Source organism: Thioalkalivibrio sp. AKL8, from assembly GCF_000380525.1.
Classification (GTDB): Bacteria; Pseudomonadota; Gammaproteobacteria; order Ectothiorhodospirales; family Ectothiorhodospiraceae; genus Thioalkalivibrio; species Thioalkalivibrio versutus.
Genome location: NZ_AQYF01000008.1, coordinates 339,050 through 354,826, shown reverse-complemented (window position 1 = coordinate 354,826; position 15,777 = coordinate 339,050). Strand labels below are relative to the sequence as shown.

General features: G+C 67.6%; 14 protein-coding genes. 4 read left to right on the top strand and 10 right to left on the bottom strand.

All coding sequences use genetic code 11. The features are described 5' to 3' along the window. Positions 1-32: 32 nt before the first annotated feature. The 3 genes from G335_RS0108995 to G335_RS0108985 are packed head-to-tail and all read right to left on the bottom strand — an operon-like array spanning position 33 to position 1,638. Complete coding sequence (locus tag G335_RS0108995) at positions 33-410, bottom strand: DsrE family protein (protein ID WP_018176524.1); 378 nt, start codon at positions 408-410, stop codon at positions 33-35. A 36-nt stretch (positions 411-446) separates the two neighbouring features. Next, the gene (locus tag G335_RS0108990; protein WP_018176523.1) at positions 447-1,007 is read right to left on the bottom strand and encodes a carboxymuconolactone decarboxylase family protein; all 561 of its coding nucleotides are present in this window, start codon (positions 1,005-1,007) and stop codon (positions 447-449) included. After that, positions 997-1,638, bottom strand: coding sequence for a TetR/AcrR family transcriptional regulator (locus G335_RS0108985; protein WP_018167989.1), 642 nt, complete (start codon positions 1,636-1,638; stop codon positions 997-999). Before G335_RS0108985 ends, G335_RS0108990 begins: the two co-directional genes overlap by 11 nt. A 65-nt stretch (positions 1,639-1,703) precedes the next feature. On the opposite strand from G335_RS0108985, the gene G335_RS0108980 reads away from it, so the two are divergent. After that, complete coding sequence (locus G335_RS0108980) at positions 1,704-2,429, top strand: hypothetical protein (RefSeq protein WP_018176522.1); 726 nt, start codon at positions 1,704-1,706, stop codon at positions 2,427-2,429. Positions 2,430-2,456: 27 nt separating this feature from the next. Here G335_RS0108980 and G335_RS0108975 read toward each other — a convergent pair whose 3' ends face one another. Further along, complete coding sequence (locus G335_RS0108975) at positions 2,457-5,687, bottom strand: EAL domain-containing protein (RefSeq protein WP_018176521.1); 3,231 nt, start codon at positions 5,685-5,687, stop codon at positions 2,457-2,459. Positions 5,688-5,924: 237 nt separating this feature from the next. Continuing rightward, positions 5,925-6,245 (bottom strand): high-potential iron-sulfur protein, encoded by a 321-nt coding sequence (locus G335_RS0108970; protein WP_018146315.1) that lies wholly within the window; start codon positions 6,243-6,245, stop codon positions 5,925-5,927. 294 nt (positions 6,246-6,539) lie between these two features. On the opposite strand from G335_RS0108970, the gene G335_RS0108965 reads away from it, so the two are divergent. Both G335_RS0108965 and G335_RS0108960 read left to right on the top strand, forming a co-directional pair. Beyond that, positions 6,540-7,082 carry an outer membrane beta-barrel protein gene (locus tag G335_RS0108965; protein ID WP_018146314.1) on the top strand — a complete coding sequence of 181 codons (543 nt, stop codon included), beginning with the start codon at positions 6,540-6,542 and terminating at the stop codon, positions 7,080-7,082. A 121-nt stretch (positions 7,083-7,203) separates the two neighbouring features. Beyond that, on the top strand, positions 7,204-9,963 hold the full coding sequence (locus tag G335_RS0108960; RefSeq protein ID WP_018146313.1) for a cation-transporting P-type ATPase: 2,760 nt from the start codon (positions 7,204-7,206) through the stop codon (positions 9,961-9,963). 44 nt (positions 9,964-10,007) lie between these two features. Here G335_RS0108960 and G335_RS0108955 read toward each other — a convergent pair whose 3' ends face one another. The 3 genes from G335_RS0108955 to G335_RS0108945 all read right to left on the bottom strand — a co-directional run bounded on the left by G335_RS0108955 (position 10,008) and on the right by G335_RS0108945 (position 13,352). Further along, positions 10,008-12,083, bottom strand: a complete 2,076-nt coding sequence (locus G335_RS0108955) for a bifunctional diguanylate cyclase/phosphodiesterase (RefSeq protein WP_018176520.1) — start codon at positions 12,081-12,083, stop codon at positions 10,008-10,010. A 205-nt stretch (positions 12,084-12,288) separates the two neighbouring features. Further along, positions 12,289-12,813, bottom strand: a complete 525-nt coding sequence (locus G335_RS0108950) for a c-type cytochrome (RefSeq protein WP_018176519.1) — start codon at positions 12,811-12,813, stop codon at positions 12,289-12,291. Then, positions 12,813-13,352, bottom strand: a complete 540-nt coding sequence (locus G335_RS0108945) for a hypothetical protein (protein WP_018176518.1) — start codon at positions 13,350-13,352, stop codon at positions 12,813-12,815. The genes G335_RS0108950 and G335_RS0108945 overlap by 1 nt, the downstream gene beginning before the upstream one ends. A gap of 281 nt (positions 13,353-13,633) precedes the next feature. Here G335_RS0108945 and G335_RS0108940 point away from each other — a divergent pair, with 281 nt between their 5' ends. Next, positions 13,634-13,894 carry a hypothetical protein gene (locus tag G335_RS0108940; RefSeq protein WP_018176517.1) on the top strand — a complete coding sequence of 87 codons (261 nt, stop codon included), beginning with the start codon at positions 13,634-13,636 and terminating at the stop codon, positions 13,892-13,894. Between the two features lie 83 nt (positions 13,895-13,977). Here G335_RS0108940 and G335_RS0108935 read toward each other — a convergent pair whose 3' ends face one another. Together G335_RS0108935 and G335_RS0108930 are read right to left on the bottom strand one after the other, a co-directional pair. Then, a complete protein-coding gene (locus G335_RS0108935; protein ID WP_018176516.1) occupies positions 13,978-14,640 on the bottom strand; it encodes an O-methyltransferase in 663 nt (220 codons plus the stop codon). Then, positions 14,641-15,717, bottom strand: coding sequence for an SO_0444 family Cu/Zn efflux transporter (locus tag G335_RS0108930; RefSeq protein ID WP_018176515.1), 1,077 nt, complete (start codon positions 15,715-15,717; stop codon positions 14,641-14,643). Between the last annotated feature and the right edge of the window lie 60 nt (positions 15,718-15,777).

The window sequence follows — 15,777 nt, the reverse complement described above, 5'->3', positions numbered from 1 at the left end:
GAGAGGGGCCACCGGTGCGGCCCCTCGGGTGATTACCAGGTCAGGACTTTGCCGGCCGACCCCAGCGAAGGCAAGGCCTGCGAGGGCGTAAGCAAGGGGAGGTCCGGGTAGGCCAGATCCGATTCATCCATTCCGTTCAGCTCAAGCGATTGCCGGCAGCCCATCATCTGGACGCCGTTGTCCATGGCGTTCTTCATGAAGTCGGCGATGCTCTTGCCGCCCTCCATGGGATGGATGTTCTCGGCGACGCCGGTTTTCAGCAGTTCCGTGGCCGGCCCGGTGAAGTACATGATGACGTTCTGTTCGCTTGCGGCGGCGGTGGCCGCCAGAAAGAAGGCCGACGGCAGACGACGCTTGTTCTCCGGCCCGGTGATCATGATGACAACAAGATCGGCGGTTTCTTCGCTCATGTTGGTTTCTCCTTCGGGGACGTTGGGACGGCGTGGTTATGCGCCCGGTGCCGTCCAGCGCTCGCCGGCCATGGGCTCGTCGACCGGGGTGCCGGCGATGTGGTTGGTGTAGTTGGACAGGGTCTTCAGGCCGATCGCCAGGATCACCTCCAGCATCTGTGGATGCGTGTAGCCGGCGTCCAGGAAGGCCTGCTGGGTGGCCTCGTCGACCCAGCCACGCTGTTCGATCATGGCGTGGGTGAACTGGCGCAGTGCCTCCAGCTTCGGGTCGTCGATCGGCCGGTCCTCGCGCAGCGCATCGACCACGCTGTCCGGAACGCCGGTCATGCGGCCGGTTATGCTGTGCGCGGCCATGCAGTAGTCGCATTCGTGATAGCGGCTGACCGTCAGCAACAGGGTGCACTGCTCGGTCGGGCTCATGGAGGTCTGCTGCAGCAGGGTATTGAGGGACAGATAGGCCTCCGCCAGGACTGGCGCGCTGGCCATCTTGCGGATCAGGTTGGGGACCATGCCGAAGGTCTGCTCGGCCTGCTCGAAGGCCGGCTTCGCGTCGGGGGCGCTGGCGGCGTCATGCAGGGGGAAGTGTTCATCGCTCATGGTGGACCTCCGGGGTCGGGTTGAGCAGGAGCGCCCCGAGCGCGGGGCCCAGGCGCAGGATCGTGGCCGGATCCTGATCGGCCTTGGCCATCACCAGGATCCCTTCCATCAGCGCCAGCCACTGTTCGGCGGCAGCAGCGGTGTCGGTTTCGGGCGGAAGCTCGCCGTTCTGTACGGCCGCGTCCAGCACGGCGCGAAAATGTGCGGTGACCGCATCCAGGTGCTTCCGGATCGCCTGGCGCAGGGCCGGGTTGTGGGTACCCATCTCCACCGCCAGGTTGCCGAAGGGGCAGCCGGGCAGCTGTCCGGATTCCGACTGCATCCGCGCCTCGAAGGCATGGATCGCCTGGACGAACGCGTCGATGCGAGCGCGGAGCCCGTTGGCGCCCGACAGCCCGGGGATCAGCACCTCGCGCTCGAAGTCCGCGTAGAGCGCGTCCAGCATCGCCAGGGTGAGCGCCTCCTTCCCGGGGAAGAAGTGGTACAGACTGCCCTTGCGCACGCCCGCCTGCGCGCAGATCTCGGCGATGCCGACGGAGGCGTAGCTGCGCGTGACAATGAGGTCGCGGGCGGCCTGCAGCAGGGCTTCGCGGCTTGCGCCGCGGGTGTCGTTGGGTGTGATGGCTTCCATGTCTTTGCACACTAGTTGACCGGTCGGTAAAGTGCAAGGACGACACCTGGTACGGAGACGAGCCAATGACGCGCGAACGGGGTCTGCAGGATAGGGACGAGGGTGGCGTGGCCATCCCGGCGCACTACGCCGAATCCTGGGCGGATGGCTTTGGGGTGCGTGGCTGGAAGCTGGATCTGCCAGGACGCGGCACGGACGTGATCGCGGCGACGCCCTTCGCCGGCGAGCGCATCCCGACGTCGGTGTTCGTGCACGACATCGTGGATCATCACTTGTGCGGGTTTGCCCTGTCCGGTTATCGCGACGAGGCCGGGGCATTGATCCAGCTGGCGCAGCGCACGGGTTCCGACCCGGTCCCGGACTTCGTTCAGATTATCGACGAGGATTTGATGCCGGGCGCTTTCGAGAGCGATGACTGGCGCGAGCTATTGCCCGCATCGCTGGTCGCGACGGTGGAGGCCGCCGCGGATACGCGTTCCGGGATGGCGCAGTTGCGCCAGCAGTGGGGTGATGGGGTGCTGCGCGCGCTGTGGATTGCCGGGTTCGTCGAGACCGGCTGGAGACTGGCGGATGCGGCCCGTGCCGGATGGGAGCGCCACGGCCTGGAATACGCGGCCCGGGGTGCCACTGCGTTGGCGCTGCAGCGGCTGTTCGAACGGGTCGACGCGAGCGTCCTGGAGCAGGGCTGGATACAGGCGGAAGGCGAGTTCCGGGTCGCGACGGATGCCGTCGGCTTTCGTTTCGAGGGGGGTGGGGCGGAGCTCGTTGAGCGTGTCGAAGTGATGGACTGAGCCGCTTTCCGGAAAGGAACGCTGGGCCTATTCCGTGTCGCTCCGTTCGCGGGGGATCTCCAGGGATGGCCGGTGCAGGTGATAGCCCTGCGCCATGTCCACGCCCAGTTCGGCCAGCATCGCGAGGGTCGGGCCGTCTTCCACGCACTCGGCGACGGTGCGTTTGTCGAGACCGCGGGCGACATCGACCATCGCGCGGATGAAGGCCTGGTTGTCGCGGTTGTTGGGCAGGTCGCGCACGAACATGCCGTCGATCTTGAGGATCTGCACGCCCAGGTACTTGAGGTAGGCGAAGGTGGAGAATCCGGAGCCGAAGTCGTCCAGGCAGACGGTGCAGCCGGTTTGTTGCAGCGCCTCGATGAAGCGCTGGGCGTCCTGCATCTCGGACACCGCGGCGGTCTCGGTCAGCTCGATGATCAGCCGGCGGGGTTCGACCGCATGCTGTTCCAGCTGTTGGGCGATGTACTGCGGAAGGCTGGGTTCGTCGAAGCTGCGCCCGGAGATGTTGATCGCGATGCCGGCGATCGTCGGGTCGCCGGCCAGGCGGGCGATGCTCTCGCGGATCACCCAACGGTCGATATCCAGGATCTGGCCGGTCTTCTCCGCGATCGGGATGAACTGGCCGGGCATGGCGATCTCGTCGGGTTTGGTCGGGTCGCGCATGCGCACTAGGGCCTCCAGGTGGTGCAGGTGGCCGTCATCGATGGCGTAGATCCCCTGGTAGTGCAGCTCCAGGTGGCCCAGCTCCAGGGCCGTAGCGATGCGCTGGCTCCAGGACATCCGCTCCAGCATGTGCTCGGCGGTGTTGCGGCTGCGGTCGAATACCGCCCAGGTGTTCTTGCCCAGGTCCTTGGCCTGGTACATCGCGGTGTCCGCGTGGGCCACCAGATCTTCGACGTTGTCACCGTGCTCGGGGTAGTGGGCGATGCCGATGCTGGCGGTGAGCCGGTAGTTCTGGCCGCGGAAGCGGAACGGGATTGAGGCGATTGCGCGGCCGACGCGTTCGGCCAGCTCGATCGGTTCCTGATCCGATTCGCGGTCGACCAGGATCGCGAACTCGTCGCCGCCCAGGCGGGCGAAGATATCCTGGCTGCGCACCAGTGCCGCGATCTCGCCGGCGGCGCGTACCAGCACGGTGTCTCCGGCGCGGTGGCCGAAGGTGTCATTGATGGTCTTGAATTCGTCGAGATCGAAATACAGCAGGGCAAAGCGGCCGTTGCGGCGGCGTTCGCTGTGGATCATGTGTTCCAGGTGCTTCTGGAAGTGATGGCGGTTGTAGAGCCCGGTCAGGGCATCATGCTCGGCCAGATAGACCAGCTGCTGGGCGGTCTGGCGCTCGTGGGTCACGTCCTCGTACAGCCACAGGCGGCCGATGGTGCGCTCGTCGGTATCGTGCACCGGGTAGGAGACCTGAGTCAGGATGCGCCCGTCGTACAGGTCGACCTCGAAGCGTTCGCTGATCTCGTGGGTGTCCAGCACGTGCAGCACATGGCGCGAGGCGTGGTCCGGCCGGGCGAAGCGGTGGGTGGAGTGCTCCAGCACCTCGCGTGAGGCCCGTCCCACCAATTCCAGTTGGTTGTCGATGGCCCACATCCGGCGGAAGGCCGGGTTCACGTATTCCACTCGCCCTTCGCGGTCCTCGAACAGGATGCCGATGCTCATCGCGGAGAGCAGGGCGGCCATGCGCCCCTGTTCGCGCTGGGTCAGTTCCAGCAGGCGGGATTGTTCGTCGCGCGAGGTCTCCAGCTCGGCCAGGGCCTGCAGCAGCGCCTCTTCGTTGCGCTTGCGCTGGGTGATGTCGTGCGAGATCGCCACATACCGGGCCGTCTCGCCGCGGGGTGCGACCAGCTGCAGGGAGATTTCGACCGGCACATCGAAGCCGTCGCGATGCCGGTGGCTGGTATCGAAGCGGAGCTGGTCGCGTATGCCCCGGCGCAGCGGCTCGATCAGCTGACGAAAGCGGCCTTCCGGGAAGTCCGGCTTGATATCAAAGGGGTGCAGGGTCAGCAGTTCCTCGCGCGGGATGCCGGTCTGGTCCACCGCCCCCTGGTTCACGTAGATGAAGCGCAGGGTCTCGACATCGAACAGGAAGACCGCGTCCAGGGTCAGATCGAGGGTGGACCGAAAGGCCTCCAGTTCGTCGGTCTTGGCGCGCAGGCTCTCGCTGGTGGTGACCAGTTCGTCGGCATCGATCACGTGGCCCTGGATGTACCGAAGCCGGCCCCGGTCGTCGTAGGTGCCGGCCCCACGCTCGAAGACCCAGCATACGCCCCCATCCTGCCGCATCATGCGCCACTGGATCTGAAACTGACCGGAGCGCTGAAGGCCCTCCGAGACCTCGCGCCATACCCGTTCGCGATCATCCGGATGGACCAGGTCGCCGAACGTCATGCCGCCCTCGACAAAATCCCCGCGCCGGTATCCGGTGAATTCCTCGAGTGCGCCCTCGGCATTGATCACGTCCCAGGTCGGGTTGTTGCGGCAGCGATAGACGAAGCCGTTGAGGGTGTCGAGGATGCGCAGCAGGTCGTTGCCCTGCTGGGTGCCCAGGGTGCGGGTCAGGCTCATCAATGCGATGCCGGCGAGGAGGGCCGTGAACATGCGCAACAGCTGTACCGGCAGCCCGGTCGCCTCGAGGAAGTCGCCATAGGTTGGCAGCCAGCCGGGAAGCCCCGGATCGACGATCCCCGGGAACGGGGTCAGCAGGGCATAGCCGAGGAAGGCCAGTGCGAGGGTGGCTACGGCCGGATAGTGGCGGCCATGATCGCCGGGTTGCGGGGCGCGCAGGGCGGGGCGCCGCAGCAGGAACCAGAAGGCCAGGCCGACGAGCAGTGCGCCGGGGACGCCGACCAGGTAGCGCCCGCCATTGGCGAGGCCGCGGCCCGGATCCTCCGCCATCCCGATGACGAGCAGCAGCCCGGCAACGATGACCGGGTACAGCCACAGGGCATCCAGGCGGATGCGCGTATGGCTGGCGATCAGGGCGCGCCGTCCGAACTCCAGCAGCGGCACATAGGAGAGCAGTTGCCAGATGGCGTTGAGCCACAGGTCCCGGGCGGGCGGATAGTGCAGGCCTGCGGCCTGCAGGAATTCGTAGGTGCCATGGACCAGACCGAACAGGGCCAGGAGCCAGAAATGCCGGGCAAATGGCAGCGTGCCATCGCCCCGCGGCAGGATCAGGGCGACCACACCCAGCGAGAAGAACGCCAGGCCGTAGACCAGGTAGAGGATGGTGAAAGCGGCGGGCGAGGGGTCCATCAGCGGCCGACTCGCGAGTCGGGGCGTGGGTCGCCGGAGGCGATGCGGCGAGACGGCCGGGATGAGTGGTCAGGCACGCACATTCCTTTCGGCCACGTTCGGCAAGAGTGAGGCCGGTTTACGGAATTGAGGGTCTAGCTTGCGGGGTGGTGCGGCGGGGATGCAAGTCGCAGCGGGGGAGTGCTGCGGGAGGCCAGCGTCCGGCCCGGATACCCGGGCCGGACAGAGGTGTCAGGATCAGGCCCCGACGTACTCGTCACACCAGCCAGAGGCGTTCACCTGAACACCCTGGAAGTCGGCGTGGAAGCACTGGCCCCATTCGGCGTCGCCGCCGCCCCAGAAGGCGCAGTTCTTGCACTTCTCGCCTTCCGAGTAGTCCTCGTGACCGGCAGCGTCTGCTGCATTGTTCACGTAGTCGTGGCGGTGGCCGTCCTCGGCCTTAGGGTTGTCGGCCTTGGCCGTGGACATCCCAGCCAGACTGATCACCGGGATGGCCGCCACGGCCGCGGATGCCTGACGCAGGAACTTTCGACGGTTTGCATTCGGTTGGTCGGACATGAGGTCCTCCGTTTGCTTCTGAGTGGATGGGTCTTCTTGTTGCTTGGAACAGCGAACTTCGCCCTTTCCGGGTTGGGCGGGTTCACCCCCTTCGAGGTCTTCGGCCGCCGAGGGTTCCCCTGAATTTTTCAGGGATCAGGAAAACCCTTCCGGGGTCGAGCTTCGGCTGAGAGATGCAACTGCGGGGAGGAAAATTCCATTCCGGGCCACGCGTTCCGTGAGCGCGTGATGAAGATCACGCCATGCTGGTCTACCATTAGCGTCTGCTTATTCATGTCGATCAGGAGGTGTGCGATGCAGCACAAGAAGACGATGTCGATGTTGGCCCTGGGTGCATTGGTGCTGGTGCCGTTCGCGCAGGCCAGCGCGGTCGAGCGCGGCATGGAGCCCAGCGTGGCCCTGCTGGGCGGGGTGGTTTCTCCGGACCTCTCCGATGCCAGTTCCGATGCGGCCTATGGGGTCGAGATCGGTGCCAACTGCCAGTTGTTTCAGCCGGCCACCGGGGTGCTGCGTCATCACTTCAGCGTGAGCCGCTACAGCGACGACCCACTGAAGATGACCAGCGCCGAGATCAACAGCCACTGGATGTTCGAGCCGAACGAACGTCTGTCGCTGGGCTTCGGTCCGGGCATTGGTTACGTGCGGGCCGAACTGGACGACGAGACGAACGGCCTGTGGGCGGCCCAGGTGGGCGGCAGCCTGAAGTACCAGCTGGATCGCCAGTGGTTCCTGGGGCTGGAGGCGCGCTACCAGTTCACCGAGAACGACCGTTTCGACGGCCGCCGCGCGGATGCCGACAACATGCGCGTGATGGGCAAGGTCGGGATGCAGTTCTGATCCGTTCGCCGAGGCGACAGGCAGGCATCCAGGGATACACCGATCAGGGTTTCCCTGGGGCTTGCCGTCCCCCGGGTGCCGGGGGACGATAGGGCAACGCTGACACGCGAATGGGTTGCCCATGGCCGAAGTTTCCGACCCCCAGTCCCCCCGTGCGGATCGCGATGTCCCGGCATGGCACAGCCAGAACGCGGATGCCGCGTTCGAACACTGGGGGACCTCGCGCGAGGGGCTGACGGCAGAACAGGCCGAGGAGCGCCTGGCGCACTACGGCCCCAATCAGTTGCGTCCGCCCGAACGGGCGGGTGTTCTCCGGCGCTTCCTGCGCCATTTCCACAATGTCCTGATCTACATCCTGCTGGTAGCCGCGCTGGGGACGGCGCTGCTGGGTCACTGGGTGGATACCGGTGTGATCCTGGCCGTGGTCCTGATCAACACGCTGATCGGGTTCGTCCAGGAGGGCAAGGCGGAGAAGGCCCTGGACGCCATCCGCCGCATGCTCTCCCCGCGCGCGCTGGTGGCGCGCGGCGGCGAGCGGCGCGAGATCCCCGCGGAGCAGCTGGTCCCGGGGGACATCGTGTACCTGCAGGCCGGGGACCGGGTACCCGCGGACCTGCGCCTGTTCGAGACCAAGAATCTGCGCCTGGAAGAGGCCGTGCTGACGGGTGAGTCGGTGGCGGTGGAGAAGGACGCCGCCGCGGTAGAGCCGGAGGCGGACCTGGGGGATCGCCGCGGGATGGCCTTCTCCGGCACGCTGGTCGCCTTTGGCCGCGGTATGGGCGTAGTGGTGGCGTCCGGTGAGCATACCGAGATCGGGCGTATCTCCACCATGCTCGGCGAAGTCGAGGGGCTGGAGACGCCGCTGGTGCGCCAGATGGAGCAGTTCGGCCACTGGCTGGCCGCGGTGATCGTGGTGCTTGCGCTGGCCACCTTTGCCTTCGGCTACTGGGTGCGCAGCTATCCGCTGGACGAGATGTTTCTGGCTGCGGCCAGCCTGGCGGTGTCCACCATCCCCGAGGGATTGCCAGCGATCATGACCATTGCCCTGGCCATCGGGGTGCAGAAGATGGCGCGGTGCAATGCCATTATCCGCCGCCTGCCGGCGGTGGAGACCCTGGGTTCGGTCTCCACGATCTGTTCCGACAAGACCGGCACGCTCACGCGCAACGAGATGACCGCCCAGACGCTGCGTACGGCCACCCGCGAGATCCTCGTCAGTGGCGTGGGTTACGCGCCGCAGGGTCAGTTCTCCGAGGACGAGCGGGACATCGACCCGGATGACGACCCGCTCTTGAGCGAGGTGCTGCGCGCGGGTCTGTTGTGCAACGACGCCCGGCTTTACGAGAAGGATGGCGACTGGGTGATGGAGGGTGACCCGACCGAGGGCGCGCTGATTACCCTGGCGCGCAAGGCTGGGCTCGACCTGCACCTGGAGGGCGAACGGTTGCCGCGCACCGATGTGATCCCCTTCGAGTCGGATCATCGCTACATGGCCACCCTGCACCACGACCACGAGGGGCATGCGTGGATCTTCCTGAAGGGCGCGCCCGAGCGCGTACTGGAGCTTTGCAGCGAGCAGCAGGTGGATGGCGAGACCCGCGAGGCGCTGGATCCGGATCACTGGCACGCGGCGATGGAGGCGGTGGCGGCCCGCGGCCAGCGCCTGCTGGCGGTCGCGGTGCGCGAGGCCGAAGCGGACGGTGGCGAGCTGCGCTTTGACGATGTCGAGGCCGGTGGCTTCACCCTGCTGGCGCTGGTGGGCATTATCGACCCGCCGCGCGAGGAGGCCATCCGCGCGGTGGCTGACTGTCGCGCGGCGGGGATCGACGTGAAGATGATCACCGGGGACCACCTGGCCACTGCGCGGGCGATCGGCGAGCAGCTGGGCCTGGGGCGGGAGGCCGAGGCACGCGCCGGTCACGAGCTGGATGCGCTGGACGATGCCGCGCTGGCGGAGATCGCGGAGCGCACGGATGTCTTCGCGCGGACCTCGCCGGAGCACAAGCTGCGTCTGGTGAAGGCGCTGCAGACGGGCGGACGGATCGTCGCCATGACCGGCGATGGGGTAAACGACGCCCCGGCGCTGAAGCGCGCGGATGTGGGCGTGGCCATGGGCGGGAAGGGTACCGAAGCGGCCAAGGAGGCCTCGGAGATGGTGCTGGCGGACGACAACTTCGCGTCCATCGCCCACGCAGTCGAGGAGGGCCGCACGGTCTACGACAACATCCGCAAGGCCATCCTGCACATGCTGCCGACCAACGCCGGGCAGTCGCTGACCATCATGATGGCCATCCTGATGGGCCTGGCGCTGCCACTGACCCCGGTGCAGGTGCTGTGGGTCAACATGGTGACGTCGGTGACGCTGGCGATGGCGCTGGCCTTCGAGCGCGCCGAGCCGGGGGTGATGCAGCGCCCGCCCCGCGCGCCGAATGCCCCGTTGCTGTCCGGCTTCCTGCTGTGGCGCATCCCGTTCGTTGCCTTGCTGCTGTGGGTCGGCACCTTCGGTCACTTTGTCTACATGGAGAGTCTTGCCGGGGTCGCCGACGAAGTCGCGCGCACGGTGGCGATCAACACTCTGGTGGCCGGGCAGGCGTTTTACCTGCTGAATCTGCGGCTGATCCACCAGCCGGTGCTACCGGGCGGGGAGCTGTTCCGCTCGCGCGCGATGTGGCTGGCGATCGGGGTGCTGGTGGTGCTGCAGCTGGCGTTTACCTATGTCCCGCTGATGCACACGCTGTTCGGGACCACCGCCATCGGTGCGGACGACTGGGCGCGCATCCTGGCATTCGGGCTGGCGGTGTTCGTGATCGTGGAGCTGGAGAAGCTAGTGGTGCGTCAAGTGATCGCGCGCCGGCGTGGGGTGGCACCGCAGGCCGTGTGACAGGTGCCCCATGCTTTTCCGAGTCCATGCAGCCGTCGGTCGTTCTACCGACAGCCCACCAGGGCATCGCCGGAAAGCAGGGCCGTGGCGTTGGCGGCGTCCACCGGTGGGGAATAGTAGTAGCCCTGGGCCAGGGTGCAGCCGAGGGCGCGCAGCGTCGCGGCGTGGGTATGGCTTTCGACGCCCTCGGCCACGGCCTCCAGACCCAGGTTGCGGGCCATGTGGATTACGGTCTGAACCAGGCGCTGGCTGTATTCGTCGTGGTCCAGCCCGGAGACGAAGCTGCGATCGATCTTGAGGATGTCCAGTGGTAGCCGGTGCAGGTAGCTGAGTGACGAGTAGCCGGTGCCGAAGTCGTCCATTGCCAGGCTGATGCCCAGGGCCTTGAGCCGGTGCAGGGTCTCGATTAGTTCGTCGAGATTGCCGAGCGTCGCGGTCTCGGTGATCTCCAGGCGCACCTGGGAGGCCGACACCCCGGTGCCGGCAAGAATCGTCTGCACCTCGTCGACCAGTCCCGGGCGCGTGAGCTGCCGGGCGGAGAGGTTGGTGCTGATGGTCAGCGGCATCTCGGGGTGGTCGATCCCCCATTGCACCAGCTGACAGCAGGCCGTGTAGAGCACCTGCATGTCGATCAGGTGGATTTGCCCGGTGTCCTCGGCGATGGGAATGAAGTCGTCCGGCGCGACCAGCGCGCCGTTGCGCTGCCAGCGCACCAGGCCCTCGAAGCCGGTGATGCAGTCCTCGCCGAGTGACACGATGGGCTGGAAGTGGACGATGAAGTCGCCGCGCTCCACCGCATGGCGCAGGTCGGTCTCGAGGGCCAGGCTTTGCAGCGCCTGGGTCTGCATGCCGGGGTCGCAGAATTCGCAGCGGGCCTTGCCCAGTGACTTCGCGCGGTACATCGCCATGTCTGCCTCGCGCATCAGGTCGTCCGGCGTGGCCGGGCGCGCGGGGTCGTCCGCCGCGTTGGTCTCGCGGGCGGGGCAGCTCTGGCCGTAGGGGCGGGTGGCAATGCCGATGCTGACGGTGACGTAGATATCCTGTCCGGCGATGGTGAACGGCTCGTGCAGCACGGCCTGCAGGCGTTCGGCCACGCGCAGGGCGTCCACCGGCTCATGCAGGCCCTCCAGCAGGATGGTGAATTCGTCGCCGCCCAGGCGCGCGAGGGTGTCGTCCGGGCGGTTGGCCTTGTCCCCCTTGGGCCGCGAGACGGTGTCGTTCCGGCGCAGGGCGTTCAGCAGGCGCCGCCCGACCTGCACCAGCAGTTCGTCGCCGGCCGGGTGCCCGAGGCTGTCGTTGACGACCTTGAAGCGGTCGATATCCACGAACAGCACGGCGAACAGGTTGAAGGGTTCGCGGGTGGCGCGGGCAATGGCATGGGCCAGCCGGTCGTGGAACAGACGGCGGTTGGGGAGCCCGGTCAGCTGGTCATGGGAGGCGTTGTGGAGCAGGTGCTCTTCGTGGCGGTTGCGCTCGATCACGCGGCCCAGTTGCACGCCGATCTGCCACATCAGCCACAGCAGGTCGGGGTCGGTGGTGGTGGGTTCTGTGGCAAAGAACTCGAGGACGCAGGCGACCTCCTGGCCGACCATGACCGGGAAGGCGAATCCGGACCGCAGGCCACTGGCGGCGGCCTGCGGTGCCCGCGGGAAATTGTCGTCCGCGGCCAGGTTCTCGATCCATGCCGGTTCGCCGTTCGCGAGTACCCGGCCGGGTAGCCCGTGGCCACTAGCAAAGGGTGTGCTGTCGGTGTTCTCGCAGAACTCGGTGAACGGCTCGGCGGTGGCGAGGTGCCAGATGCCGGTGGGGTTCAGTTCTCTGCAGCCGCTGTTTTCGTCGTGTCGGGCCAGATAGACATGCCCCACCGGCCAGTCGAGGTACTGCCCGATGGCCGCGAGGGCCGCGCGCAGAACATGCGCGATGGAGTCCGACTGGTTGGCCGTCGAGGCAATGGTGTTGAGCAGCTCGATCTGTTTCTGCTTGGCGTAGACGTCCTGCAGCCGGGTCTCGGCCAGGGTCTCGGCGCGGCGCCTTGCCTGGCGTTCCTGCTCGACCAGGCCTTGCAGACGGGCTTGTTCGCTAACCGCCGCGAAGTCGTTGGCGCGTCGATTCACGCGCACCCCCGGTGCTCGCTGTGACACGCGCGCTGTTTGGCATCATGCATGGGCCCCTCCCGGCCGTCCTTGTTTTACTGCATTCCCTGCCATGCGGTGACCGCGCAGCGTCTCATTCGAATGACTGACGCCGGAACAGGCCGACGCATTCCGTGTGCATTGTATCGGGACTGCGGCGGTGTGCGTATGGCTCGGCGTCGGGTTAGTCGGGTTAGCCGTCGGGGTGGGTCACCCAGGGTTCGCCCATGGCCTCTTCCCAATCGGCCTGGGTGGGGTGGTTGCGGTCGTAGCGTGTCCAGGCCTCGAAGATCTCGTCCGGCCAGTGCGACTGCAGCCAGGCGATGATCGCCTCGACATCCGCCTCCGAAAGCGTGTCCTCGAAGCTGGGCATTGCGCCGCCACGCGCCTCGGCGCCAAAACGGATCATGTCCTTCAGTTGCCAGTAGGGGTGGTGCCAGGTATGGGCGCTGCCATCCAGCGGGGGCGGCGGCAGGGTGCCGTCGGGGTTGCGCTGGCGCCAGTCCTCGGCGCCCTCGCGCTGCGCCCCGTGGCAGGCGACGCAGTGCTGCTGGTAGAGGCGCTCACCGCGCTGGAGGACCTCCGGATCCGTGGTGCGCTCCAGGTGGTCGGGTGTCCCGGACGCGCCGCCGAACCCGTCGCAACCGGTCAGGCTGGCCGATGCGAGGATCAGCGCCACGCTGCCGATCCAGGGGGTGAGCGATGGGTGTCGCCGCATCAGTCCTGAACGTCCGGCTCGCCCGCATTCCCGGACGGTTCGTCGCCGCCGCGGAAGGCGTCACGCACCGAGCCCCAGGCCTTGCGCGAGCCGTCGCGCACGCCGCCCCAGGCGTCCTTTGCCCCGTCGCGAATACCGCCCCAGGCACCGGAGGAGCGCTCGCGCATCTCGCTCGACCATTCGGCCAGGCGGTCACGTTCCTCGACCAGTCCGTCGTAGGCGCGTTCGCGGCGCTCGCGAGTCGCGTCGCTCAGGTCATCCCAGCCCTCGCGGAGGTTGTCGCCCAGGCGGCCGAGTTCGCGGTCCATCGCGTCCAGGGTCTCGCGGGTGCGCGAGCGGGTGGCCTCACCGGCCTCGGTGCTTTCTTCCTGGATCTCCTCGCGGGTCTCGGCCCAGGATTCGCGCAGTTCTTCCATCTCGCTGGCGGTGGCGTCGTCCTCTGCGGCGGACGCATGCTCGTCGGAGTGGAGCGGGCTTGCGGCCAGCAACAGGGCGCAAAGGCTCGTCATCAGGATGTAGCGCAGCTTGAGCAGTTTCATGGTGTCTTCCTCCCGGTCCGCGCAGGGCGGCGGACTGATCTGGTCTTCCTTCCATGGTAGGACGTTTGGTGGTCCGGTATGTTCGTGGGCAGGGAAATTTTTGCGAGAGGAACCACGGGATGCGATGGGGATGGCGGGTTGCATGGGGGTGTCTGACGATACTGCTGGCCGGCTGTGCCACGTCCGCTTCGGGCCCGGAAACGGGCACTGCGCCGGACGGCTGGGAGTCGGCGCCTACGGCCTTCGAGGCGCAGGCGGTGCCTTCGCAGGCGCCCACGGTGATGCCCGGTGCCGCGGTGATGGCGTGGCTGGCGGCCAGCCCCTGGCATTCTGGACTGGCGGTTGACTACGCCGGGCTGGAGATCGACCAGCCGCGTCCGGAGCGCGCCGAGGTCCGCCTGACCGGCTTGCGCGACGATGCCGTCAGTGCCTACGAATTCCGCCTGGAGCTGGACGAGGTCGAGGCGGGCTGGGTGGTGCAGTCAGTGGAGCGCCGTGCCATATGCCGCCGTGGCCTAGGCGACAGCGGCCTTTGCCGGTAAGGCTTCGTGGAGGATTCGCCCTTGACCTGGCCCTTCTCCATGCGCTCCGGAGGCTTTGTGGTGAATCCAGGGCAGCCTCTGCTTCAGCGGCGGCGGGCCAGGGTCAGGCCGTCGCCGATGGGGACCAGCGAGAGGTCGATGCGTTCGTCGTGATGCAGGGCGTCATTGAAGGCGCGGATCGCGCGGGTGTCGTCGCGCTGGTCGTCCGGGTCGGCGACGGTTCCGTGCCACAGGGTGTTGTCGGTCAGGATGAGGCCGCCGGGGCGTACCAGGCGCAGGCAGTGTTCGAAATAGTCGGGATAGCCGGTCTTGTCGGCATCGATGAAGGCCAGATCGAAGCGACCGGTCTCGCCGGCGGCCTCCAGCGCCTGCAGCGTGTTGTGCGCCTCGCCCAGCTCGAGCCGGATGCGTCCGGCGACCCCGGCGCGCTCCCAGTAGCGCCGGGCCGTGGCGGTCCAGTCCGCGCTCTTGTCCAGGGTGACGATCTCGCCGCCCTCCGGCAGGACGAGGGCGATGGCCAGCGCGCTATAGCCGGTGAAGGTGCCGATCTCCAGATAGCGCCGTGCGCCCATGAGCTTCGCCAGCAGGGCCATGAACTGCCCCTGCTCCGGGGCGATCTGCATGTTCGCCTCGGGCAGGCTGGCCGTTTCGGCGCGCAGCTGCGCCAGTACGTCGGGCTCGCGCAGCGAGTGCTCCAGGAGGTAGTGGTACAGCGGTTCATCGAGTCCGATGGAACGATTGGACATTCACGCACTCCGCGGGTGTGGATGAGGGATCAGGCGGTCCAGCCACCGGCGCAGGACCGGTGTGGCCATGACGATCAGGATGATCAGGGCGCTCCACTCGAGCCAGGCGGGCAGCAGCTCGCCGGCGGCGCCCATCTGGGTGGCGACGTCGACCCCGGTACGGGCCAGTCCGGCGTCCAGGGCGAGCCCCAGCGCGATGGTGGTGGCCGCGATTCCGGCCAGGTAGAGCACTAGCGCCGGGGTGCCGAGTTCGCGGCGGAACACGCCCAGCGTCGCCAGGCTGGTGATCGGCGCGGCCAGCAGGAACACCAGCACCGTGCCGGGCGAGACCCCGGCCGCGATCAGACCCACGGCGATGGGCGTGGCGGCGGTCGCGCACAGGTACATCGGGATGCCGATGACGGCCATTACCAGCATCGCCGCCAGGCCCGAACCCCAGGCGGCCAGGGTGGCCGGCGGGACCAGGGCGAGCAGGGCGCCGGCGACCAGCAGGCCGATCACCAGCCACAGGCGGATATCGTCGAGGACGTCGTGGAAGGCGTAGTGCAGTCCGCTGCGGAGCCGTGCGGAGAGGCGTTCCGGGGCTTCGGGCGTGGCGCAGCCCGTGTCGGTCCCGCAACATCCGCCGCAGGTGTCGGGTTCGGCCCTGGTTGCCTCCGGGGGGGCCGTCGCGGCGCGCGTGCGCCCCACCAGTAACCCCGTGGTGATGGCCGTGACGATGGCGCCAAGGGCGCGGGCCATGGCCATTACCGGGCCCAGCAGGGCGTAGCTGATGGCAAGCGAGTCCACGCCGACACCCGGCGTTCCGATCAGGAAGGCGGTGGTGGGCCCGCGACCGGCGCCGCCGCGATGCAGGGCCAGGGCGGTGGGGATGGCCCCGCAGGAACAAAGCGGCAACGGGGCCCCGACGACGGCGGCGCGCGCCGTGGCCGCCAGGCCGGCGCCGCCGAGCCAGCGCTGCAGGGCGGCCTCCGGGATCAGGGCCTTGACCGCGCCGGCGGCCAGCAGGCCCAGCAGCAGCCAGGGCGCCGCGGTGAGCGCGACGCCCAGTGTTTCATTGAGGATGTCGACGATCATGCCCCGATCTTCCGTTGCGCGCGGGGCGGCTGCAAGAAGCCTGCCCGCCGGGTGGCGGAT

Coding starts and splice junctions, on each gene's coding strand:
- G335_RS0108995 (WP_018176524.1), bottom strand. CDS start 410: ATGAGCGAAGAAACCGCCGATCTTGTTGTCATCATGATCACCGGGCCG.
- G335_RS0108990 (WP_018176523.1), bottom strand. CDS start 1,007: ATGAGCGATGAACACTTCCCCCTGCATGACGCCGCCAGCGCCCCCGAC.
- G335_RS0108985 (WP_018167989.1), bottom strand. CDS start 1,638: ATGGAAGCCATCACACCCAACGACACCCGCGGCGCAAGCCGCGAAGCC.
- G335_RS0108980 (WP_018176522.1), top strand. CDS start 1,704: ATGACGCGCGAACGGGGTCTGCAGGATAGGGACGAGGGTGGCGTGGCC.
- G335_RS0108975 (WP_018176521.1), bottom strand. CDS start 5,687: ATGGACCCCTCGCCCGCCGCTTTCACCATCCTCTACCTGGTCTACGGC.
- G335_RS0108970 (WP_018146315.1), bottom strand. CDS start 6,245: ATGTCCGACCAACCGAATGCAAACCGTCGAAAGTTCCTGCGTCAGGCA.
- G335_RS0108965 (WP_018146314.1), top strand. CDS start 6,540: ATGCAGCACAAGAAGACGATGTCGATGTTGGCCCTGGGTGCATTGGTG.
- G335_RS0108960 (WP_018146313.1), top strand. CDS start 7,204: ATGGCCGAAGTTTCCGACCCCCAGTCCCCCCGTGCGGATCGCGATGTC.
- G335_RS0108950 (WP_018176519.1), bottom strand. CDS start 12,813: ATGCGGCGACACCCATCGCTCACCCCCTGGATCGGCAGCGTGGCGCTG.
- G335_RS0108945 (WP_018176518.1), bottom strand. CDS start 13,352: ATGAAACTGCTCAAGCTGCGCTACATCCTGATGACGAGCCTTTGCGCC.
- G335_RS0108940 (WP_018176517.1), top strand. CDS start 13,634: ATGCCCGGTGCCGCGGTGATGGCGTGGCTGGCGGCCAGCCCCTGGCAT.
- G335_RS0108935 (WP_018176516.1), bottom strand. CDS start 14,640: ATGTCCAATCGTTCCATCGGACTCGATGAACCGCTGTACCACTACCTC.
- G335_RS0108930 (WP_018176515.1), bottom strand. CDS start 15,717: ATGATCGTCGACATCCTCAATGAAACACTGGGCGTCGCGCTCACCGCG.